We start from the raw sequence: 22,941 nt of genomic DNA, 5'->3' as shown, positions 1-22,941 counted from the left end.
TTGGTTGGCGCCAGCAATCACCGTGTGCCAACCAAGGTTGGCAACTACCGGAACCCGATCACCGCAAAAGGAACTTCAACAACCCCGCAATCTTCGAATACGGCGGCCGCAGCCGGTCACTGGCAGCCCAGCGCGACTGCCACAGCACCGGCAACCGCTTGCTCATCGCATCGAACCCGGCCCGGCCGTGGTACGCACCCATGCCGCTGGCCCCCACCCCGCCAAACGGCAGGCCATCGGCGGCGAAGTGCAGCAGCGTGTCATTCACTGTCACCCCGCCGGCCACCACCTGGCCGAGCATGCGCTCCACCGTGGCCCGGTCATGGCTGAAGGGATACAGCGCCAGCGGCCGGTCGCGCGACAGCACGTTGGCCAGCGCCGCATCCAGATCCGGGTACGCCCGCACCGGCAGGATCGGCCCGAAGATCTCCTCGCGCATCAGGTCCAGGTCGTCCGGCGGGTCCAGCACCACAGTGGGCACCAGCAGCCGCTCACGATCAGCCCGCGCATCATCCACCTGCGCCAACGGAATCACCGGCACACCGCGTTCGCGCGCCTGCGCCAGATAACCCTGCAGGCGCCGGTACTGGCCTTCGTTGATGATGCGCGTGTAATCGTCGGCGCTGCCGAAATCGCCATAGCGCTCGCGCACCTGCTGCTGCAGCGCCTGCACGAACTCGCGCTGGCGCGCGGTGTCGATCAGCACGTAATCCGGCGCGATGCAGGTCTGCCCGGCGTTGAACCACTTGCCGGTGGCCAGCCGTGCGGCGGCCTTGTCCAGCGGGAAATCGCGACAGACGATGGCCGGCGACTTGCCGCCCAGTTCAAGCGTGACCGGCACCAGATGCTCGGCGGCGGCGGCCATCACCTTGCGGCCAACGGCCGTCGAGCCGGTGAACAGCAGATGGTCCAGCGGCAGCGACGACACCGCCGCGGCCACATCCGCCCCACCCTGCACCACCGCCACGCGATCGGGCGGGAACACGCTGGCCAGCAGATCGGCCAGGAACGCGCTGGTGCACGGCGTGTGTTCGGAGGGCTTGAGCAACACGTGATTGCCGGCGGCAATGGCGGTGACCAGCGGCACCAATGCCAGCGTGACCGGGTAGTTCCAGGGCGAGATCACCCCGACCACGCCCAGCGGCGTCGGCCGCAGCTGCGCGCGCGCCGGCCACAGCCGCCAGCCGGCACCGACGCGCTGCGGCTTCGACCAGCGGCGCAGGTGACGGCGCAGGTGGTCGATGGCCGACAGCACGCTCATGCCGTCGGCCAGCTTCGATTCGGTGTGGGCACGGTGGCCGAAGTCCTCGGCGATGGCTTGGGCCATTTCGTCCAGGCGCAGCTTCAGCGCCTCGCGCAGGCGGCGCAGGTCGGCTTCGCGCTGGTCGAGCGAAGGGCGCTGCGACCGCCAGGCACTGCGCAGGGTGTGCAGGATGGCGGGCAGGTCGGTCGGCGTGGTGGTGGTCATGGGCCGATTGTAGAGTCGAGCCGTGCTCGACTCGCATGCCAACCTTCACGCCTTCGCACGGGGTCTCATTCGGGAACCTCGCCACCAACGTGCATGCGCTCACCCTCGCATGCAATCCCGTCCCTCACTACGCCTTCTGCTGCTCGGTACGCTCTGCCGGGCATGACGGCGGTTCTGGCAACTCAAGCGGAATCTTGATCGGATACTCAGGGCTGTCGTAGGCGTAACAGGAGGTGGTGACCTGAATCTCATCGCAGGGCAGGAAATGCACGGTGATGCCGCAGACGTCCTGGCCGGTGTAATCCGGGACGGGGACGACTTTACTGTGCCTGCGCTTTTGCGCCAGGATTTTCTTCTCCCACTCCAGAACTTTTGACCAATCCTCTGTCCCAGGAAAATCTCCCGAGCTTCCGGCACCCGTTTCCCAGTCAACCCGCACCTTCAGCCCCGGATACCAGTGCTCTGGTGCGCCGTAGCAGCACCCTCCACCGCCACCTTGGTACGGCCCAATGATGTCAACGGCTGAACGGCCATCGACACTGAACCGGTTGATCGCCCAATGAGTGTGGTTGACGCCATAGATCGCACTGGCATCCACGGCGTAGGCAGATAAGAGCAGAGGTGGGCCAGCAAGAAATGCCAGTACCACGCGCTTCAAAACAAACATCACTGAAACTCCATGATGTATAGCCCTCATTTCTTGTCCGAGGGCACCAATGCCCTACTCAGGCGCAAACTCCCGTCTCCAGTCACGCAGCATCTCGACCTCCCGCGCGATCAGTGCTGACTCTGCTGCGGGCGCGTCGGAGAACTGTTCGCCCGACATTGGAATCCTCTTCAGGGGGACATTCCGATCACCTACGAAGAAGTGGGGCATAAAGCAGTAAGGCTCATCGCCCGATTCCGTGGGCTGCTTCACCAACGTCGCAAACACGGCATTCGTCGGCATGCTCGGCTTGGCGCCTGGACACCACGGATGCGACGAGACGATGTCCTGAATCCGCGCACCAGCCCGACAGAACTCCGTGGGACTGAAAACCTTGCCGAGAGAGACTCGATGCACCCGATAGGTGCCGACTTCCGGTTGCGCCTCGACAAGCCATCCTGAGTTGTCATGCGATGTGCAACTGCAGTCGCAGGTCACCAATGTTGCGCTTGGTACGGCGTTGTTCCAGGACAGCCAGACCTCCTCTGTCTTGCATAGTTGTTTGATCACGGGCGATCTTTCCTCGACTCGCAGGCTTCCCTGCGGTGCCGCACCGTCGGCAGCTACATGCGTTTCTGCGTCGGGCGATGACGCTGAGACAGTGATGATCGCTGCCAGAAGTACGCTGCGCATGCCCCGATCCGATTCGATGAATCACCCATGCTATGGGACGCACTGGCGAACAAAGGGAATTCGGGTCATTTGCGTCATAAGTTGGCAGTTCTTGCTAGAAGTCCCAGTGTTCCGTGTGGCTGGATACGTCACCTCGCATCGGTACGATTGAGTACTGGGCTGATATGTAGATTCGTACTTGTTTCATTGCTTCACGACGTCAGCGTGCTGAAGGTGGTGTCCCACCTCCAATAGCATGCGTAGATGCGACGCGTATTTGCATTTCTGACCGGATGTCTTCTCATGCCCGGAGTTTCCGATGCCAGCGAGCAGTCCATTGATGTCGCGGCAATCGACCTGAACGCCGAGCACGAACACATCCCATTGCTGGGCGACACCCTGGCCGCCGTCGTCGGCGAGCTCGAGGGCGATGCCTCACACGGTGCCAGTATTGGCAGGGTGCTCGAGGCGCTTGCAGAGAGGCTTGAGCGTTCGACCTGCCGTGTACAGACCCCTGTCAATGACAGCTCACGGTCGTCCGGCGTGATCTGCAGCGGACCCGATGTAGACAGCCTCTTCCCGTATTACACAGCATTGCGGCAGGCGAAGACACCTGCAGAGCACGATAGTCGGGGCCGTCGCTTTCTGGAAGCCTATGCCACCTTGCTCAGGGATGCACCGGATGTCGCCCTCACGCGACCGAGCGAAGACGAGGCTGCAGATGGGTTGTTACATGTGCTCTTTCCGTTCGCGGCCTGGGACGAGAAGCTGAACATTCCACGCCATGACGTGCACTTCCCATTTGTTCCTGTGTGCAACCTCGTTGTCGCCCGCGCTGCGCGCTGCCCGGAAGCCGACCAGTTGCGCAGGCAGATCCGCCAGGCAGGCGATGAGAGCGCGCAGCGTCGGTTCTGCATCGAAGCGTTTTCAAGGCGGCAGTTTGAGCAGAGCGATGGATGCCCGGAGTAGCACGTCCTGCGGTCGGGGTCAGAGCCCTTTCGCATGCGAAAGGGATCCGACTCCGATCGCCGGCACATAAACAGAAAGGCCGCGGTCTGCACCGCGGCCTCTCCTTCATCCGATGAACATCATTCCTACTTGGTGATATCCACGTCCTTGGTCTCGCGCAGGAACAGGCCACCGATCACCACCGACATCAGCGCGATGATGATGGGGTACCACAGGCCGTAGTACAGATTGCCGGTACCGGCCACCAGCGCGAACGAAATCGCCGGCAGGAAGCCACCGAACCAGCCGTTGCCGATGTGGTACGGCAGCGACATCGAGGTGTAGCGGATGCGGGTCGGGAACAGTTCGACCAGGTAGGCGGCGATCGGGCCGTAGACCATGGTCACGTACAGCACCAGCAGCCACAGCATGAAGATGGTGCCGGCGATGTTGATGCGGGCGCCATCCGCCTTGGCCGGGTAGCCGGCGGTGGTCAGGGCGGTCTTCAGTTCCGCACCGAACGCATCGGCCTTGGCCTTGCCGTCTTCCTTGGTCAGGCCGGCGGCCTCATACGAGGTGACGCTGGCACTGCCCACGTTCACCATCGCCAGCGAACCGGCGGCGGCGGGCTGCACGTCGTACGGCACACCGGCCTTGGTCAGCGCGGCGGTGGCCACGTCGCAGGAGCTGGTGAACTTGCGCAGGCCGACCGGATCGAACTGGAACGAGCAGGTGGCCGGATCGGCCACGACCAGGGCCGGCGAGCTGCTGCGGGCTTCTTCGATGGCCGGGTTGGCGAAGTGGGTCAGGCCCTTGAAGATCGGGATGTAGGTGACGGCCGCCAGCAGGCAGCCGGCCAGGATGATCTTCTTGCGGCCGATGCGGTCGGACAGCCAGCCGAAGAAGATGAAGAACGGCACGCCCAGCGCCAGCGCGGCCGCGATCAGCAGGTAGGAGGTGGTGGCATCGACCTTCAGCATGCTGCTGAGGAAGAACAGCGCGTAGAACTGGCCGCCGTACCAGACCACGGCCTGGCCGGCCGCGGCACCCAGCAGAACCAGCAGCATCAGCTTCAGGTTGCCGCCCTTCAGGCTGTCACGGAACGGCGTCTTGGAACCCTTGCCCTCGGACTTCATCTGCTGGAACAGCGGCGACTCGCTCAGCTGCAGGCGGATCCACACGGACACACCCAGCAGCAGGATCGAGACCAGGAACGGAATACGCCAGCCCCAGGCTTCGAAAGCTTCGTTGCCGAGGAAGTAGCGGCAGGCCAGGATGATCAGCAGCGACATGAACAGGCCGAGCGTGGCGGTGCACTGGATGAAGCTGGTGTACAGGCCGCGCTTGTCGTCCGGCGCATGCTCGGCCACGTAGGTGGCGGCACCGCCGTACTCACCGCCCATCGCCAGGCCCTGGGCCAGGCGCAGGATGATCAGGATCACCGGTGCGGCGAAGCCGATCGAGGCGTAGTTGGGCAGCACGCCGACCAGGAAGGTCGAGATGCCCATGATCAGGATGGTGACCAGGAAGGTGTACTTGCGGCCGATGCGGTCGCCGAGGCTGCCGAAGAAGGCCGCACCGAACGGACGCACGAAGAAGCCGGCGGCGAACGCCAGCAGGGCGAAGATCATGCCCGTGGTTTCATTGACGCCACTGAAGAACTGCTTGGCGATGATGGCGGCGAGCGAGCCGTACAGGAAGAAGTCATACCACTCGAAGACCGTACCGAGGCTCGAGGCGAAGATGACCTTCTTGTGGCCCTTGGTCAGGGTGCCCGCCGCATTGTGCGGGCTGGATGCAGTGCTGGACATGGGACGTTTTCCCTCTGTAGATGCTGGCCTTGGCCGGCATTCAATCTCGGTGGGTGCCGACCTTGGTCAGCACTCAATCTCGGTAGGTGCCGGCCGCTGGCCGGCACGCTCTTAGAAGCTGTACTTGGTGGTGAACTGCAACCGGGTGATGTCACCCTTGTTGCCGTTCTCCACTTCGCGACGGCCGTACATCAGCTCCGCACCGATATCGACCTTGGGCAGCGGCGAGTAGAAGATGTTGCCGCGGATGCTCTGCACGCTCTTGGTCACCAGCGGGCCGAGGATGCTGTCGTTGTCGTAGTCGCTGCGCGCGTAGATCAGGTTGGTGCGCAGCTTCGGCGAGAACGCATGCCGCCAGCCCACGTAGCCGGCAAGCACGCCGGTCGGGTTGAGCTCGTCGCGGGCAACGTCGTAGGCACTATCGGCGGTGATGCCCAGGCCGATGTAGCGGGCGATGCCTTCGCCGCCGGTCAGCTGGTAGTGCAGCGAATCGCTGTCGCCCATCACCCACTTGCCGCCCAGTGTCAGGCCGCCGGCCACCTTGTCGGCCTTGGCGCCGGTGGCCTGGTTGTCGACCTTCAGCTGGCGGACGATGCCGCCGACACCGAAGGTGCCCCAGTCGCCCTTCCAGCCATAGCGCATGGTCAGATCAGGCAGGCTGCCACGATCGGAGTTGGCGCTGGCGTTGGTCCAGGCGCCGGTGACCGGGTTGCGGGTACCGGTGAGCGTGGTGGTTTCCGGGTTTTCCAGCGCGACGCTGAAGCCGCCCTGGGTGTAGCGCACCTGGGCCTGGCGCACGAAGATCACGCCGTCGGTGGGGCCGACGAAGTCGACCGCTTCCGGCAGTGCGGCCGCGTCCATGAAGTTGGACCAGGTCTGGCCGGCCATCCAGTTGTTCCAGTACATGTAGGCGTGGCGCAGGGTCACACCGTAGGTATTGGTCGCGGTCTGGTTGCCCAGCGAGTTGCCGAAGAAGTCCATCTCGAAGAACGCACCGGCCTTGTTGCCCGATTCGCTCACGTTGTCGATGCCCAGGTTGAAGCGCGAGAACTTGGCGTGGGCGTTGAAGTCGGTGCCCGAACGCTTGCCGCTGCCGCCGGCGCCTTCCACCGGGGTCTGGCCCGGCAGGTACAGCGAGCGGCCGGTGGCGTCGTCGGCCAACTGGCCATCGCTGGTCTGGGTGGCGAGGAAGTCGGCCTTGATGAAGCCGCCGATCTTGACCGTGGTGCCCGGCGCGGCGCCCGGGGTGATGGTGGTGACCTGGATCGGCTGCTTGCCCGCCGGCACCGAGGCGACCGGCTTCTGCTCGGCCTGCACCGTGCGGACTTCGGTCACCGCCTGCTGGGTCTGGCTGATCTGGGTCTGTTGTTGTTGCTGCGAAGACAGCAGCAGCTGGACCTGGCGTTCCAGTTCGGCAACGCGTGCTTCCAGCGCTTTCTCTTTGGCGGTCTCAGCGAACGCCATGCCCGGTGCGACCAGGGCGACCAACAGGCAGGCCGCCAAAGGTTTGCGCACGGCTTTCAACGTACGGTGGCTCATGTTGCCCTCTCTCCCAAGTGGCAAGGTGATGCCGCGCGTGGGGCACGGTCGAGCCGAGACTGCGGGGCGATTATGTATAGCGGCTATTCGCCATTGGTCGAACCCGGCCCTGCTGGGCGCTCACTTTCGACCATGGTCTAACCAGAGTGGTGACGCGGCCGGGGGTGGATGGGGCAAACTGAAGGGGATCGGTCGCTGCGATGCTGCGACCGCACATACAAAGTCAACGTGCAAGTGAGGGTGCCATGGCTGATATCTACCCCGTCGATCCGCAATTCGCCGCCAAGGCACGCATCGACAAGACGTCGTACGAACAGCAGTACCAGGCTTCGGTGACCGACCCGGATGGTTTCTGGGGCAAGGCCGCCGAGCGCCTGGAGTGGATGCGCAAGCCGACGAAGATCAAGAACGTCAGCTACGACCTGTCCGATTTCCACATCAAGTGGTTCGAAGATGGCGAGCTCAATGCCAGTGTGAACTGCCTGGACCGCCAGCTGGAGAAGCGTGGCGACAAGACCGCCCTGCTGTTCGAGCCGGATGGCCCGGATGCACCGGCGCAGCACGTGACCTATCGCGAGCTGTACGAGCGCACCTGCCGCCTCGGCAATGCTCTGCGCAACCTCGGGGTCAAGAAGGGCGACCGGGTCACCATCTACCTGCCGATGATCGTCGACGCCGCCGTGGCCATGCTGGCCTGCGCACGCATCGGTGCGATCCACTCGGTGGTGTTCGGTGGCTTCGCACCGAACTCGATCGCCGACCGCGTCAGCGACTGCCAGAGCAAGCTGATCATCACCGCAGACGAGGGTCTGCGCGGTGGTCGGAAGATTCCGCTGAAGGCCAACGTCGATGCAGCGCTGAAGCTGCCCGGCACGAACACGGTTGAAACCGTGCTGGTAGTGCGCCACACCGGTGGCGCGGTGGACATGCAGGCGCCGCGCGATCGCTGGTTCCACGATGTGGTGGACAGCCAGCCGGCTACCTGCGAACCGGAACGCATGAACGCGGAAGACCCGCTGTTCATCCTCTACACCTCCGGTTCCACCGGCAAGCCGAAGGGCGTGCTGCACACCACCGGCGGCTACCTGCTGTACGCGGCCTACACCCATGAAGCGGTGTTCGATCTGCGCGAGGACGACATCTACTGGTGCACCGCCGACGTCGGCTGGGTCACCGGCCACAGCTACATCGTGTACGGCCCGCTGGCCAACGGCGCGACCTCGCTGATGTTCGAAGGCGTGCCGAACTATCCGGACACCTCGCGCTTCTGGAACGTCATCGACAAGCACAAGGTGAGCATCTTCTACACCGCCCCGACCGCAATCCGCGCACTGATGCGCGAAGGCGAGGAGCCGGTGAAGAAGACCTCGCGCGCGTCGCTGCGCCTGCTCGGCAGCGTCGGCGAACCGATCAATCCGGAAGCCTGGCGCTGGTACTACGAGGTGGTCGGCGACAGCCGCTGCCCGATCGTCGATACCTGGTGGCAGACCGAGACCGGCGGCATCCTGATCTCGCCGCTGGCCGGCGCGATGGACCTCAAGCCGGGCTCGGCCACCCTGCCCTTCTTCGGCGTGCAGCCGGCGCTGGTCAACGCCGATGGCGAGATCCAGGACGGCCCGACCGAGGGCAACCTGATCATCCGCGATTCCTGGCCGGGCCAGATGCGCACGGTGTACGGCGACCATCAGCGCTTCATCGATACGTATTTCCGCACCTACCCGGGCAGCTATTTCACCGGCGACGGTTGCCGCCGCGACGAAGATGGCTACTACTGGATCACCGGCCGCGTGGACGATGTGATCAACGTGTCCGGCCACCGCATCGGCACCGCCGAAGTGGAAAGCGCTCTGGTCTCGCACCCGAAGGTGGCCGAAGCGGCCGTGGTCGGCTTCCCGCACGACGTGAAGGGCCAGGGCATCTACGCCTACGTCACCCTGGTGGCCGAAGAGGCTCCGAGCGACGAGCTGCAGAAGGAACTGGTCGCCTGGGTACGCAAGGAGATCGGCCCGATCGCCACGCCGGACCACCTGCAGTGGGCGCCGGGCCTGCCGAAGACTCGCTCGGGCAAGATCATGCGCCGCATCCTGCGCAAGATCGCCGAGAACGCACCGGACCAGCTTGGCGACACCTCGACCCTGGCCGATCCGTCGGTGGTGGCGTCGCTGGTGGACGAGCGCAAGGTGCGCTGATGGCGTGACCGCAGGCGCAGGACGCGCCAGGGACGTGGCCGGGAGGAGGGACCCGGCCGTGTCCGACCCGTCCTGCACCTGCCATCACGTCGCTCTTTTTCCTGATCGATAAGCTCGACCCATGACCACCCTCCTGATTGCCGATGACCACCCGCTGTTCCGCGAAGCCCTGCGTGGGGCGGTACAGCGGGTCATCCCCGGCGTGCAGCTGTTCGAAGCCGACAGCGTGGAAGCGCTGTACGCGCTGGCCGACCAGCACAACGACGCCGACCTGGTCCTGATGGACCTCAACATGCCCGGTGCGCAGGGTTTCAACGCACTGGTGCACATGCGCTCGCTGCATCCACAGCTGCCGGTGGTCGTGGTGTCCGCGCGCGAAGAAGCCACGGTGATGCGCCGAGCGCTCGACCACGGCGCGCTGGGCTTCATTCCGAAGTCTGCGGATTCGGACACCATCGGCCACGCACTGGGCACCATCCTCGATGGTGAGACCTGGGCACCGCCGGAAGCGCACAACGTGCCGCCCACCGGCAGCGAGGAACGCGAAGTCGGCCAGCGCCTGCGTGAGCTGACCCCGCAGCAGTTCCGCGTGCTGCAGATGCTGGGCGCCGGCCGCTTGAACAAGCAGATCGCCTACGACCTCAACGTCTCCGAAGCGACGATCAAGGCCCACGTCACCGCCATCCTGCGCAAGCTGGGCGTCACCAACCGCACCCAGGCCGTGCTGATGGCCGGCAAGCTGGCGATCGACGACGACGCCATCGTGCTGCCGCCGGAAGAAGACTGAAGGTAGTGCCGGCCGCTGGCCGGCATTGGCCTGAAACGCGCGACATCATCTGATACCGCATTGGTAGGTGCCAAGCTTGCTTGGCACGCTTTTGATGGTGCACCTGCCGGCCAGCGGCCGGCACTACCAGGTACGGCTGCGCTCTCGATATAGCCATCGCTATACAAACCAGCCCTGCCTGCGCGTTTCGCTGGAAATGCGCCGCGCGTGAATCGCGATGCTAAGCTGCGCGTCCCCTTGGGGAGTAGCCGGATTCCTACGCAGGAATCGTCCACGTCAACATACTCGGCCAGTGCGCCGTGGCGTGGACAACCATGATGGTTGGCGAGACCAGCGGCCCGCGCGCGCAACGTCAGGTTGGGCGCGAGCGCAGGCCGTGCGTCCGTCCTAGCCCGACCTCAGCCGCCGCCCATGTCCCCCATTTCGATCCTCCTGATCGGCTTTGCCATGTCCACCGATGCCTTCGCCGCTGCAATCGGCAAGGGTGCGGCCATGCGCAAGCCGGTATTCCGCGACGCACTGCGTGCCGGCATCATCTTCGGCGTCATCGAGGCGATCACGCCCATCATCGGCTGGCTGCTCGGCCGTGCCGCCCTGCAGTACGTCGAAGCCTTCGACCACTGGATCGCCTTCGGCTTGCTCGGCGCACTGGGCATCCACATGATCTACAACGGCCTGCGTCCGGACAGTGCCGACGAAGACGAAGACCCCTCGCAGCACCACGGCTTCTGGAAGCTGGCGCTGACCGGTTTCGCCACCAGCATCGACGCGATGGCGGTGGGTATCGGCCTGGCTTTCATGGACGTGCATATCGGCGTGATGGCTGCAGTGATCGGCCTGTGCACGCTGACCATGGTCACCGTCGGCATCATGCTCGGCCGCGTGCTGGGCAGCATGGTCGGCAAGCGTGCCGAGATCATCGGCGGCGTGATCCTGGTGATCATCGGCGCGACGATCCTGTACGAACACCTGCACGGCCTGGGGTAACGCTTCCGCGATTACGTGGTTGCCGGCCAGCGGCCGGCACTACCTGACGTCACATCCACGCATGGCGTGGATCTACTGCGCATCGCGCAGCGCGCCCAGGAAGGCGCGCAGCGAGGCCGGCTTGATCGGCTTGGTCAGCACGCGGTAGCCGCGTTCGCGCGCCATCCGCTTCAGCTCGTCGCGACCATCGGCGGTAAGCAGTGCGCCCGGCAGCGGGTAACCGGCCGCCTCGCGCAGCGCTACCAGCGCATCCAGGCCGTCCATGCGGTCGTGCAGGTGGTAATCCACCAGCATCACCTGTGGGTGCTCGGCGATCTTCTCCAGCGCCTGGTCGACGGTGGCCGCAGTGATCACCTGCACCTGCCAACGGCCGAGAAGTGCGCGCATGCCGTCGAGGATCTCCTCGTCGTTGTCCACGCACAGCACGCGCAGGCCCGCCAGCGAATCGCTGCGTACTGGCGCGGCGACGGTCTGTGCGGGTGTGGCCAGCTCGGTGTAGCCCGGCAGCGGTGCCACCCGCGGCAGGATGATCGAGAACATCGAGCCCTTGCCGACCCGGCTGCGTGCGTTCAACCGATGGTCGAGCAGGCGCGAGATGCGTTGGCAGATCGACAGGCCCAGGCCCAATCCCTGTTCGCCCCAGTCGAATGGTTGCTGGTAGCGGTGGAACTCGTCGAAGATCTGCCGCATATGGTGCTCGGGAATGCCGGGGCCGGTATCCCACACCTGCAGTTCCACTTCATCGCCGCGTTGGCGCACTGCCAGCACGATGCGGCCCTGGCGGGTGTAGCGCAGCGCATTGGCCAGGAAGTTCTGCAGCACGCGGCGCAGCAGGCGGCGGTCACTGCGCACCCACGCAGGGCGTGCGAACAGGTCCAGGCGCAGGCCGCGGCCAGCCGCGACCGGGGTGTACTGCGCGGCCAGCTCACGCATCAACGCGCTCACGTCGAACTCGCCGATCACCGGATGCAGGCCGCCGGCATCCAGCCGCGACACATCCAGCAGGCCATCGAGCAGCTCTTCGGCCGCACGCAACGAAGCGTCCACACGCTCGGCCAGGTGCTTCTGCTCGTCACTCACGTGATCACTGTCGCGCAGTGCCGAGGCGAACAGGCGCGCAGCGTTCAACGGCTGCAGCACGTCGTGGCTGATCGCCGCCAGGAAACGGGTCTTCGACTGCTGCGCGACCTCGGCCTCATGCGAGCGCTCGGCCACGCGCTGTTCCAGCGTCTCGTTGGCTTCCAGCAGTGCTTTTTCCGCGTGCTTGTAGTCGGTGATGTCGTTGTAGCTGGTCACGTAACCGCCGCCGGGCAGCGCCTGCCCACGCATCTCGATCACCTTGCCATCGCTGCGGGTGCGCTCGAACACATGCGGTGAACCGGCACGCATGTAGCCGATGCGGCGGTTGATCTGCACTTCGATATCACCCTCGCCCAGCTCGCCGCGCTCGGCGTTGTAGCGGATCAGGTCGGCCACCGGGCGGCCCACGTAGAGCATGCCGTCGGGGTAGCCGAACATGTCCTGGTAGCGGCGATTCCATGCGGTCAGCCGCATGTCCGGATCAACCACGCTGACCCCGGCGCTGATGTTCTCCAGCGTGGTCGACAGGATCTCGCGGTTGAAGCGCAGCTCCTGCCCCGCTTCGTCCAGCACCGCCACCACTTCGCCCAGGTCCATGCCCGAGCCACGCAGCAGGCTGGTCAGCAGCAGGCGCGCCGATGCCGCACCGATCGAGGCGGCCAGCAGGCGCTCAGTGAACTGCACCCACGGACGGTCGGCAGGTGCCGAGGATTGCAGCTCACGGCCCAGTGACTGCGCCTGTTCGAAGAACGAACGTCGCGCATGGCGTTCACCCACTACGCGCGAAGCCAGCGCCAGCAGATCGCCCACATGCACGTGACCCGGCCAACCACCCGCCACCGACGGGCGCTCGGCATATGGATCGAGGAACGGCGCGGCACGCAGCCGCTCGTCCACACCGGGCCGCCAGCGCGCGGACACCAGCATCATCGTCGCCGCGTTGACCAGCAGCGACCAGAAGGTGCCGTGGGTCAGCGGGTCCCAGCCGGTCATGCCGAACAGCTGCTGCGGGCGCAGCCACTCGATGCCGAACGGGCCGTGCTGCACCCAGCCAGCATCGACCCAGCCGGCCATCGTCATCGCCGGCAGCAGCAGGGTGTACAGCCAGGTGGCAAAGCCGAGCAGCATGCCCACCTCGACGCCGCGCCGGCTGGCACCGCGCCAGTACAGGCCGCCGATCAGGCCCGGCGCAAACTGCGCCACCGCTGCGAACGCCATCAGGCCATACGAGGCCAGCGTGCTGTCGTTGCTGCTGGTGCGGTAGTAGCTGTAGGCCATCAGCGCCAGCAGCAGGATCGCCAGGCGGCGGATCCACAGCACGCGCGAGGCGACGTCGGCGGCCTCCTGGTGGTCACCGCTCCGGCGCAGCAGCACCGGCATCACCAGATCGTTGCTGACCATGGTGGCCAGCGCGATGGACGACACGATCACCATGCCGGTGGCCGCCGAGAAGCCGCCCACATAGGCGATCAGCGCCAGCGCGTTGCGGCCCTCGGCCAGCGGCAGGGCCAGCACCATCGAGTCGTCGGCGACGCTGCCACCGGTGCCGAACAGGGTCACGCCGGCGGTGGCGATCGGCAGCACCATGCCCGAGATCAGCACCAGGTAGCCGCCGAACATCCAGCGCGCGCGGCGCACATCGCGCACATCGCCGCACTCGACCACGGCCACGTGGAACTGGCGCGGCAGGCAGATGATGGCGAGGAAGCTGAGCAGGGTCTGCGAGATGAAGCCCACCGGCGGCAGGCCGGTGAACAGCGTATGCACCGATTCGACCACCGCGTCGGTGCGGTTGCTCAGCCACAGGTAGGCGAACACGCCCACGGCCAGCATCGCCAACAGCTTGATCACCGATTCGAAGGCGATCGCCAGCATCATGCCGTGGTGGTGTTCGGTGGCATCGACCTGGCGGGTACCGAACAGGGTGGCGAACAACGCCATCAGCAGCGCCACGTACAGCGCGGGATCGGTGAAGAAGCCGGTCGGGCCGGTGTTGCCGGTCAGCACCTGCAGGCTCATCGCCACTGCTTTGTACTGCAGGGCCAGGTACGGAATGATGCCGATCAGCGCGATGATCGCCACCAGCGCCGCCAGCCGCCGCGAGCGGCCGAAGCGCGAAGAGATGAAGTCGGCGATGGACACCACGTTCTGGCTGCGCGCGATCAGCGCCAGGCGCTCGATGATGCGCCAGCCTAACAACAGCAGCAGCAGCGGGCCGATGTAGATCGGCAGGTAGCCCACGCCGTTGCGCACGGCGGTGCCGACCGCGCCGTAGAACGTCCACGACGAGCAGTACACGGCCAGTGCCAGGCTGTAGACCACCGGCCGCAGCCACGGCCGGTCGGGGTACATCGGCCGACGGTCACCCCACCACGCCACGCCGAACAGCAGCGCGGCATAGGCAACCGAGACCAGCAGCAGGATCCAGCTGGAGACCACGCGCGCGTTTCCGTCAGGACAGGGGCCAGTAGATCACGACCGTTGGTCGTGAGGGTAGGTCACGGCGGTGGGTCATGGCGGTGGGTCACGACCGTTGGTCGTGACGGAGGCATCCATGCCCACCAACGGTGGGCACCCACCAAAGGAGGTGCGCACCCACCAGGAACCGGCCTTATTCCGCCGGCACGCCCATTTCCTTCAGCAGTTCCGGCGCCGGGTAGACCTTGGCCAGCAGCCAGCGCAGGTAGCGCATGTCCACGTGCACGGCGCGCTTGTAGCGCGGGTCGAACCACCAGCTGGCGCTGACCGATTCCCAGTTGCTGTCGAAGTTCAGGCCGATCAGTTCGCCCTTGGCGTTGAGCACCGGCGAGCCGGAGTTGCCGCCGGTGGTATCCAGGTTGGTCAGGAAGTTGACCGTCTGGGTCTTCAGCGCCGGGTCGGCGGTGCTGCCGAAGTCACCCTTGGCGATCGCGGCCAGCAGCGGCTTCGGCGCATCGAACGGATAGGCGTTGGTGTTCTTCTCGACGATGCCGGCCACGGTGGTCACCGGCGAGTAGGTCACGCCGTCGCGCGGATGCAGCGCCTCGACCTTGCCGTAGCTGATGCGCAGGGTGCGGTTGGCATCCGGATACACCGCGCGGCCCTGCTTGGCACGCCAGGCGAACAGCGCCTGCATGTAGGCCGGGCGCAGGCGCAGCTGCTCGCCTTCGCGGGTCTTGCTTTCGTTCTCGATGCGCAGCTGCGCGGCCACCAGCGGGCCAGCCACGGTGATCAGCGGATCGGCAGCCAGCGCCTTGCCTTCGCGCGCAGCAGCGAAACGGGACAGGCGCTGTGCCTCTTCACCCAGCTGGGTGCCGGCGTACAGGGTGTCCAGTGCCTTCGCCAGCTGCTCCGGGGTACGGCCGAAGGCCGTATCGAACTCGGCCACGCGCTGCGCGTCCGGCAGCTGCTGGTAGCGGGTCAGCAGGGCGGTCAGCAGCGCCTTCTCGACTTCCGGTGCGTAACGGCGCTGGACCTGCTTGAGCACGCCTTCGATCATCGCCTGGTCGCGCTGCTGGAAACCACTCTCGCGCTGCGCGTCCGGCTTGGCCGATTCGATGCGCAGGCGTTCCAACAGCAAGGCCGAGCGCAGCAGCTGGCTCTGCATCGCCATCTGGTCCAGCAGCAGGTCACGCTCGCCCACCGCCGCACCCTGCGACAGGTTGGTCAGCAGCGCCTTGATATCGCCCTGGTACCTGCGGTCGGTGGCAGCCAGCATCGCCGTCTCGTCGGCGGCACGCTGGGCCTTGGCGTCGCTGCGCAACAGGCCTTCCAGCTCACCGGCGGCGCGCTTGCGGTTGTTCTTCAGCGACTGCAGCTGCGAGGCGTAGCGGGTGCGCGCCTGCGCGTCCTTGGCGCTGGCGGCCTCGATGGTGTCGATCATCTGCTGGAACACCGATACGCGGCGCGGCAGCACGGTATCGATCTGGCCAGCGAATTCGGCCGCGGTACGGTGGCGGTAGGTGATGCCCGGGTAACCGGCCAGCATCGCGTAGTCACCTTCCTTCGGACCTTCCACCGACATCTGCAGGTGCGCCGGCGCCTGGTAGGGCACGTTGTCCTTGCTGTAGGCGGCGGGCTTGCCGTCCTTGCCGACATAGGCGCGCAGCAGGGTGAAGTCGCCGGTGTGGCGCGGCCACATGAAGTTGTCGATTTCATCGCCATAGTTGCCGATCGCACGCGGCGGCGCGTACACCAGGCGCACGTCGCTCAGTTCCAGCTGGGCGATGCGGTAGAAATCGGTGCCGTAGTACATGTTGGCCACCGAGCAGCGCACGCTGCCGTCCTTCTCGCACTCGGCCACGATCTGCTTGCTGGCCGCATCCACGGCATCGAAGTAGGCACGGCCGGTCTTGCCACGCGCCTGCGCCAGCACCTGGTCGGTCACCTTGTCGAAGCCGACGGTGACCAGTACGCGGAAGTCCGGGTTGGCCGGGCGCTCGTCGGCGCGGTCCCTGGCAATGAAGCCACCGTTGATCAGGTCGTGCTCGGGCGAGCTGTTGTACTGGATCACGCCCATCGCCACGTGGTGGTTGGTCAGCAGCAGGCCGTCGCTGGACACGAACGAGCCGGTGCCACCACCGGCACGCACCACCGCGCTCAGCGGCGGCGCAGTGACGTTGGCCAGGTCGGCCGGATTGCCCTTGAAGCCTGCGGCCTGCAGCGGCTTGGCCAGTTCCGGCAGCTGGGTCGGCATCCACATGCCTTCATCGGCGTGGGCACCGGCGGCGAGGGTCAGGCCCAGGGCCAGGGCGGTGGGAAGGGCTTTGCGTGGTGACATGAGGCAATCCGGTACGACAGAACAGCCCGGGACCATAGCCGCTGGGGCCGGAAGGGGCAACGGCCGATGGTTGGGGGCGTCGTGCACGGTAGTGCCGGCCGCTGGCCGGCAACCCACGCAACTCGGGAGATACGGTGCAGTTGCCGGCCAGCGGCCGGCACTACCGCATCGTTACTTCTCCCGCCGCCAGTTGATCGACCCACGGTTTTCCACCGTGCTCGATTCCACTTCCACGTCGAAGCCGCGGCGCAGCAGGTACTTCAGCGTGATCACCGAACCGGCACCGACCAGCGACACGCCGTAACCGACGTACAGCTTGGGCGAGATGTACTTGCCGACGCCGATCACCGAGCCACCCAGCGCGCGCGACTGGCTCACGCCGGCATCGTCCAGGCCCAGCTTGGCACCCAGCTGCGAGGCCAGCAGGCCGCTGCCGGCCGACAATGCCGCCGAGGCCGCATTGACCTGCTGCGTCTGGTCGCTGCTGGCGCCGGTCAGGCTGCGTCCCAGCACCAGATAAGCCAGGGCTTCGGACTGCGACATCGCCGGATCGGACCACACGTCCGCACGCGGCTGCTGCGCACGCCCGGTCACGTCGATACCAGCAGTGACATCACCGATCCGGCGCTCGGCACGGATGTTGATGCGCGGGTCGGACACCGCGTTGTAGTTCCAGGTGAGGTTGCCGCGGGTGATGGTCAGGTCCTGCCCGTACGCCTTGTAGCGGCCACTCACTTCCAGCCCACCATTGGCGGTCATTTCGCGGCCAGGCTTGGCCCAGACCTGCATCTTGCCGGTCAGCGCGCCCTTCAGGCCGAAGCCGGTCATCTTCACCTTGTCACCGAGGCTGACGGTCAGCTCCATGTCCAGCGGCGAGGTACGCGACTCTTCCGGATCGGCCGGGTCGAGCACCACCACGTCTTCGGACACCGAGGTGCCGCGGTCCAGGCGCTCCAGATCGATGTCGGCCTCGGGCACGTGCACGGTGCCACGCAGCTCCATCGCGGCCTTGGCCAAGGTGAAGTCGAGGTTGGGATTGGCGACGATGCGCAGCTCGCTGGTGTTGGACAGCAGCACGTTGTCGCCGTGGATCTTCAACTGCAGCGGCTGTGCATCGCCGAACCACGACAGGCCACCATCCACGTACAGCGTGCCCTGGCCGGAGTTGGCCTGCGCGGTGATCTTGGCTGAACCATCGGGCTGGGCCACGAAGCTGCCCTTGCCCTGGTCGAAGGTCAGGCCCAGCGCCGGGAATTCACCCTTGAAGTTGCTCAGCTGCGCGTCACCGCCCAGCGAGGGCTGGCCACGCGTACCGCGCAGGCTGACGTGACCTTCGATCAGGCCGGTCGGTCGCACGATGTCCGGCGAGAACAGCTCCAGCCAGTACAGCCGCGACATGTTGAGATAGAGCTCGCCGTTCAACGGCGCGCTGGCTTCCCAACCGGTCTGCATCCTGGCATCGACGAAGCCGTTGCCCTGGAAGCCCATGCCCAGGTAGCCCTTGATGCTGGCCGGGGTCATGTCGAGCTTGAGCGAGAACTGGTCGTAGCGCACCAGCTCGCCACGGGTGGTGTCCCCCACGGCATTGCGGTTCTCACCCAGGCGCACGCCGCCTTCCTTCGAGCGCACTTCCACATGGCCTTCCCAGGCGTTGCCGCGCGGGCGGATCTGCGCATCCAGGCTGACATCGCCACGCAGGTAGATGCGACGGCCGGACTGCGGCGGCAACCACGGCTGCACCAGCGCCAGTGGCAGCGCATCACTGCGCACCACCAGGCCCTCGCGCGGCCAGTTGGCCTGTGCGCACAGTGTGCCGCTGCTGGCAGCGGCCAGGCAGGCTTCGCCCAGCGTGTAGTTGCTGCCGTTGATCGCGAACGCCGCCGGTGCACGCAGCGACCAGGCATCGCCCTTCACCGGTGCGATGCGCAGCGCGGCCAGCTCGCCGCGCCACTGCGCGCCCTGCTGGCGCACGCTGCCCTGCAGCTCGATCGCGCCCATCTCGTTGCGGGTCTGCGCGGCCAGGCGCAGGTTGGAGACACTGCCCTGCGCATCCACGTTCAAGCGTTCCAGCAGCATGCCGGCATTGACCTGCTGGCCCTGGATCGCCAGCGTGCCGCTGTCGCCGCGCCACGGCAGGTGGCCCTTGATGCTCACGCTCTCGGCGCCGTAGCCGTCCCAGTTGAGGTTGTTGCCGACCAGGTCGGCGGTGATGTCCGGCGCATCGCGCGGGCCCTTCACCTGTACCTGGCCACGCAGGCCGCCATCGGCGCCCGGCAGCAGGTCACTCAGCTGCAGCGGTTCGAAACGCGCATCGATGTCGAGGCGGTCACCGACCTTGCCCGAAGCGGTCACCCGGCTGCTGCCCAGCGACAGCTTCAGGTCACCCTGGCCCTGCGCGCCCTGCAGCGCGAACTTGCCCTGGGCGTCCAGGTTGCGCTGACGCAGCACGCCCTTCAGCGACGGCAGATCGACCGTGGCTTCCAACGTGCCGGCGGTACCCGGCGGTGCGTTTGCCGGCGGCGGCAGCTGGCGGCCCTTGGAGGCCAGGTTGCCGGACAGGCGGCCATTCCAGCCCGGCACGAAATAGCCGGGGTCGAAGTCCTTCAGTGTGGCCTTGGCATCCCAGTCCAGCTGCGGTGCCCACGCCACCTGGCCTTCCACCTGCAGCTGGCCACCCGGGGTCTGCGCCTGCAGCTGGTGGATCGACGCGGCCTGATCGTTGCCGCGCACATCGAAGTGCAGCTGTGCCTTCTGCGCGTCGCGCTCGACCTCGGCGCGGCCGATCGCCGCCCAGGCCTTCAGGGTACCGGCCAGGCCGAAGCGCGCTTCCTTCAAGGTGACCGGCACCGGGGCGCTGCCGGCGGTGTTCGGGTCCGCCGCTGGCACGTAGGTCAGGTCATGTGCGACCACCGAGAAGTTGAGCTTCTGCTGGTCTTCCTGGCTGAAATCGGCGGTGCCTTCCAGCCGCGCCTCACCGCCAAGACCCTTCACCAGCAGCGGTGAGACTTTCAGCACCTGGTCCTGCAGCGACACCACCGACGGTGCCAGTTCCAGTTCCTGATCGCCCTGTTTCACCTTGCCACGCAGGTTGGCGTTGCCGCCCTTGCCGGCGGCGGTGAAATCCAGTGCCAGCGGCGCGATCGCCGAGCTGGCCAGTGCCGGCGACAGCAGCGCCAGATCCAGCTCGTCACTGCGGATGCTGGCGCTCCAGCTCGGATCGGTGCGGCCATCGAACACCAGCATCGCGTGCAGCGGCTTCGGCGCGCGCCCGGCTACGGCCACTTCCATGTGCGACAGGTCACCGCGGGCGACCAGGCCGACGGTGGCGGCCGTGCGGCCACGCGGCGCCGGCAGCACCGCGGTGACGGTCACATCGGTGTCGTAGTCCTTGGCCGGGATGTAACGACCCTGGGCGGTGAAATTGCCCATGTCGCTGTCCACCACCAGTTTGTGTGCCTGGAACTCGCCATTGGCGATCTCGATGCCGCCGCGCACGCGACTGATGTCGATCACCGGCTCGTTGGCCTGGCTGATGCGGAAGCCGTCGATGGCGATGGCATCGGCCTGGATCGCCAACGGCATTTCGATCTGCGGCAGCGAATCGGGCCACGACGGCAGCTTGAACGGCTCGTCACTCTTGGCCAGGTTCAACGTTGCGTTGGTCAGCTCCAGCTTGTCCAGCAGCAGCTTGCGGCCCAGCAGCGGGCGCAGGTCCGGCTCCAGATGGGCGCGCTCGGCGTGGAAATGGATGTCGTCGTAGCGGAAGTCGACGTTGTACAGGGTCAGCGGACCGGCCACCGGGCCGTCCACCTTGTCCCAGGTGAAGCTGGCGCCCACCGGCAGCCGTGCCACCACCTGCGCCAGCAGCACGTCACGCCCGGCCACGGTCTGCAGCAACCAGTACACCGCCAGCAGGGCCAGCAGCACCAGGCCCAGCACGCCCACACCGGACCAGGCCCAGAAGCGGCGGCGGCGGTAGAAGCGCACGCGCGGCGGCGTGGTCGGGTTCGGAGTGGGTGCGGGCGTACTCACAGGTCCGCTCCGATGTTGAGGTACAGCTGGAACTGCGAATCCGGGTTGTTCAAGCCATGCGCGATATCCACGCGCACCGGGCCCACCGGCGATTTCCAGCGCACGCCGAAGCCGACGCCGGTATGCAGATCGATGGTGTTGTCGAAGGCGCTGCCGGTATCGACGAACACCGCCGCACCCCAGGGGCCACCATTGAAATAGTGCTCGTACTCGGCCGAGCCGATCACCAGGTTCTTGGCGCCCAGCGCGTACTTGTCCGGTGCCGGGGTCCGCGGGCCCACCTCGCGATAGGCATAGCCGCGGATGCTGCGGTCACCACCGGCGAAGTAGCGCAGGCTGGGCGGCATCGCCACCAGATCACTGGTCCAGGTGGTGCCACCTTCGCCGCGCAGGATCAGGCGGTTGCTTTCGCCTACCGGGATGTACCAGCGCAGCACGGCATTGGCCTGCACGAAGCTGGTGTCCGAACCGGCACCTTCAACGCCGGCACGCATCGTCGCAGTACCGCTGATGCCCTTGCGCGGGAACAGTTCGTCATCGACGTTGACGTAGTCGGCGACCATCTGCGGGTACACCAGCGTCGACGTGTTGTAGACCGCGTCGGTGAATTCGGTGCCGGAGGCATAGCGCCAGCGCTCGCGCAGCGCGTTGATGGAGGCGATCGCGGTCCAGTGTTCGTTGATCTCGCCGCTGCGGCTGGCGATCAGCTTGAAGTTGCGCAGGTCGATGTAGTCGGTCTGCTCGTCGTAGGCGCTGGCAGCGAAGGTGTACCAGCCATCAAGCCAGTTGAGGGCCGGAATGCGGTAGCTGGTGACCAGGCTCTTGCGCTTCTGCGCATAGTCCAGCTGCGTGTTCATCTTGTGGCCGCGGTTGTTCAGCCACCGCCGTTCGATGCCACCGCGCACACCCGGGCCACTTTCGCTGCCGTAGCTCAGACCCGCGGTGTAGATGGTGCGCTTGGCACGGGTCAGCTTCACATCCACCGGCACTTCGCCGTTCGCATCGGCCTGGTCGGGCCGCGGCTGGATGTCGATCACGCTGAAGTAGTCCAGCTTGGTCAGCGACTCGCGCAGCCGGTCCAGCTTGCCCTCGTGGAAGTAGCTGCCCTGTTCCCAGTACACCAGCGGATCGAACAGCTTGTCGACGAAGTAGTCCTGCTCGAAACGCACCGGTCCCATGTTGTAGCGACGGCCGCTGTCCCAGGTCAGGTCGATGTCGGCGGCGTTGTCGGCACGGGTGATCTGCACCTGACGCTGGGTGTAGTCGGCATCGAAATAGCCACGTTCGGCCAGGCGACGGGTGACGGTGATCTTGCTGGCTTCGTACTGCGTATGTTCGAAACGCTGGCCCTTGCGCGGCTTGAACGCGGCCAGATCGTCCTGCAGGTACTGGTCGTACATCGCCGGCCCGGTGATGTCGATGTGCTCGCGGCGGACGGTCACCGGGGTGCCCTTGTCGACATGGATCAGCACGCGCACATGCTCGTCCTCGCGCGGCGCCTCGACCTTGATCACCGGGTTGTAGTACCCGAACGGTTCCAGTGCCTGGCGGGTCTGCCGCTCGGCCTGTGACAGCAGGTACTCCAGGCGCGATTCGCCCTGTTCCTTGCCGATCGTGTCGTACAGCGACAGCGATTCCTGGATGTTCTCGATGATTGCGGCGTCGTCGCCCTTGTCCAATCCCTTGATGTCCACCTTGTCGATGGTGCCGCGCGCGTGGGCCACGGAGGTGGCGGCCAGCGACAGGACCATCAGCGGCAGGGCGTATTTCTTTGGCTGCATACGGCACAGCATACCGACCGAAGGTGACGATGCGAAATGCATCACGTCATTGGGGATCGGTTGTTAAGTGGCGGTCAAAATACGCGCCTTTGTGGCGATCGTCGTGATCGCAGCCGAGGATGCCGGCATCGTGCGCGATGCCGGCAATGACCCCGATGGACATCCGCCAGCGGTGATCCGGTAGTGCCGGCCGCTGGCCGGCAACCCGCAGATCGATCCGATGCGCGGTGGCAACGCCGGCC

13 protein-coding genes and 1 riboswitch are annotated in these 22,941 nt (G+C 66.0%); of the genes, 4 read left to right on the top strand and 9 right to left on the bottom strand.

Annotation, left to right across the window (positions count from 1 at the left end):
• Nucleotides 1-58: 58 nt before the first annotated feature.
• From QRO95_RS00630 to QRO95_RS00620, 3 genes are all read right to left on the bottom strand, one after another.
• Nucleotides 59-1,468: a coniferyl aldehyde dehydrogenase gene (locus QRO95_RS00630; RefSeq protein ID WP_285301479.1), complete on the bottom strand. Its 1,410-nt coding sequence runs from the start codon at nt 1,466-1,468 to the stop codon at nt 59-61.
• Between the two features lie 127 nt (nt 1,469-1,595).
• A complete protein-coding gene (locus QRO95_RS00625) occupies nt 1,596-2,135 on the bottom strand; it encodes a DUF3304 domain-containing protein (protein WP_285301478.1) in 540 nt (179 codons plus the stop codon).
• A 54-nt stretch (nt 2,136-2,189) separates the two neighbouring features.
• Nucleotides 2,190-2,807 (bottom strand): hypothetical protein, encoded by a 618-nt coding sequence (locus QRO95_RS00620; RefSeq protein WP_285301477.1) that lies wholly within the window; start codon nt 2,805-2,807, stop codon nt 2,190-2,192.
• Nucleotides 2,808-3,089: 282 nt separating this feature from the next.
• On the opposite strand from QRO95_RS00620, the gene QRO95_RS00615 reads away from it, so the two are divergent.
• On the top strand, nt 3,090-3,755 hold the full coding sequence (locus QRO95_RS00615) for a hypothetical protein (RefSeq protein ID WP_285301476.1): 666 nt from the start codon (nt 3,090-3,092) through the stop codon (nt 3,753-3,755).
• Nucleotides 3,756-3,880: 125 nt separating this feature from the next.
• Here QRO95_RS00615 and QRO95_RS00610 read toward each other — a convergent pair whose 3' ends face one another.
• Entirely contained in the window at nt 3,881-5,545 is a 1,665-nt protein-coding gene (locus QRO95_RS00610; RefSeq protein WP_049399160.1) for an MFS transporter, read from the bottom strand.
• A gap of 111 nt (nt 5,546-5,656) precedes the next feature.
• On the bottom strand, nt 5,657-7,084 hold the full coding sequence (locus tag QRO95_RS00605) for a DcaP family trimeric outer membrane transporter (RefSeq protein WP_049399159.1): 1,428 nt from the start codon (nt 7,082-7,084) through the stop codon (nt 5,657-5,659).
• 245 nt (nt 7,085-7,329) lie between these two features.
• Here QRO95_RS00605 and acs point away from each other — a divergent pair, with 245 nt between their 5' ends.
• The 3 genes from acs (at nt 7,330) to QRO95_RS00590 (ending at nt 11,047) form a co-directional block, all read left to right on the top strand.
• A complete protein-coding gene (gene acs, locus QRO95_RS00600) occupies nt 7,330-9,273 on the top strand; it encodes an acetate--CoA ligase (protein WP_032128463.1) in 1,944 nt (647 codons plus the stop codon).
• Between the two features lie 121 nt (nt 9,274-9,394).
• A complete protein-coding gene (locus QRO95_RS00595) occupies nt 9,395-10,060 on the top strand; it encodes a response regulator transcription factor (RefSeq protein ID WP_005420420.1) in 666 nt (221 codons plus the stop codon).
• Between the two features lie 233 nt (nt 10,061-10,293).
• Nucleotides 10,294-10,383, top strand: a riboswitch (yybP-ykoY riboswitch).
• 88 nt (nt 10,384-10,471) lie between these two features.
• Entirely contained in the window at nt 10,472-11,047 is a 576-nt protein-coding gene (locus QRO95_RS00590; RefSeq protein ID WP_032128462.1) for a manganese efflux pump MntP family protein, read from the top strand.
• A 72-nt stretch (nt 11,048-11,119) separates the two neighbouring features.
• Here the strand turns inward: QRO95_RS00590 and QRO95_RS00585 are convergent, their stop codons facing one another.
• The 4 genes from QRO95_RS00585 to QRO95_RS00570 all read right to left on the bottom strand — a co-directional run bounded on the left by QRO95_RS00585 (nt 11,120) and on the right by QRO95_RS00570 (nt 22,711).
• On the bottom strand, nt 11,120-14,566 hold the full coding sequence (locus QRO95_RS00585) for a PAS domain-containing hybrid sensor histidine kinase/response regulator (RefSeq protein WP_285301475.1): 3,447 nt from the start codon (nt 14,564-14,566) through the stop codon (nt 11,120-11,122).
• Between the two features lie 172 nt (nt 14,567-14,738).
• A complete protein-coding gene (locus QRO95_RS00580) occupies nt 14,739-16,886 on the bottom strand; it encodes a S46 family peptidase (protein WP_285301474.1) in 2,148 nt (715 codons plus the stop codon).
• Between the two features lie 171 nt (nt 16,887-17,057).
• Nucleotides 17,058-20,918, bottom strand: coding sequence for a translocation/assembly module TamB domain-containing protein (locus tag QRO95_RS00575; protein WP_049424283.1), 3,861 nt, complete (start codon nt 20,916-20,918; stop codon nt 17,058-17,060).
• A complete protein-coding gene (locus QRO95_RS00570) occupies nt 20,915-22,711 on the bottom strand; it encodes an autotransporter assembly complex family protein (RefSeq protein WP_285301522.1) in 1,797 nt (598 codons plus the stop codon). Before QRO95_RS00570 ends, QRO95_RS00575 begins: the two co-directional genes overlap by 4 nt.
• Nucleotides 22,712-22,941 lie beyond the last annotated feature (230 nt).

The organism is Stenotrophomonas maltophilia group sp. Smal13 (assembly GCF_030236855.1).
Taxonomy (GTDB): Bacteria; Pseudomonadota; Gammaproteobacteria; order Xanthomonadales; family Xanthomonadaceae; genus Stenotrophomonas; species Stenotrophomonas maltophilia_A.
The sequence above is the reverse complement of the archived record's forward strand: the minus strand, read 5'-3'. Positions and strand labels throughout refer to the sequence as shown.

What these genes read in the sequence shown, in the direction of transcription:
- QRO95_RS00630 (WP_285301479.1), bottom strand. Translation starts at nt 1,468, where the DNA reads ATGACCACCACCACGCCGACCGACCTGCCCGCCATCCTGCACACCCTG.
- QRO95_RS00625 (WP_285301478.1), bottom strand. Translation starts at nt 2,135, where the DNA reads ATGTTTGTTTTGAAGCGCGTGGTACTGGCATTTCTTGCTGGCCCACCT.
- QRO95_RS00620 (WP_285301477.1), bottom strand. Translation starts at nt 2,807, where the DNA reads ATGCGCAGCGTACTTCTGGCAGCGATCATCACTGTCTCAGCGTCATCG.
- QRO95_RS00615 (WP_285301476.1), top strand. Translation starts at nt 3,090, where the DNA reads ATGCCCGGAGTTTCCGATGCCAGCGAGCAGTCCATTGATGTCGCGGCA.
- QRO95_RS00610 (WP_049399160.1), bottom strand. Translation starts at nt 5,545, where the DNA reads ATGTCCAGCACTGCATCCAGCCCGCACAATGCGGCGGGCACCCTGACC.
- QRO95_RS00605 (WP_049399159.1), bottom strand. Translation starts at nt 7,084, where the DNA reads ATGAGCCACCGTACGTTGAAAGCCGTGCGCAAACCTTTGGCGGCCTGC.
- acs (WP_032128463.1), top strand. Translation starts at nt 7,330, where the DNA reads ATGGCTGATATCTACCCCGTCGATCCGCAATTCGCCGCCAAGGCACGC.
- QRO95_RS00595 (WP_005420420.1), top strand. Translation starts at nt 9,395, where the DNA reads ATGACCACCCTCCTGATTGCCGATGACCACCCGCTGTTCCGCGAAGCC.
- QRO95_RS00590 (WP_032128462.1), top strand. Translation starts at nt 10,472, where the DNA reads ATGTCCCCCATTTCGATCCTCCTGATCGGCTTTGCCATGTCCACCGAT.
- QRO95_RS00580 (WP_285301474.1), bottom strand. Translation starts at nt 16,886, where the DNA reads ATGTCACCACGCAAAGCCCTTCCCACCGCCCTGGCCCTGGGCCTGACC.
- QRO95_RS00570 (WP_285301522.1), bottom strand. Translation starts at nt 22,711, where the DNA reads ATGCTGTGCCGTATGCAGCCAAAGAAATACGCCCTGCCGCTGATGGTC.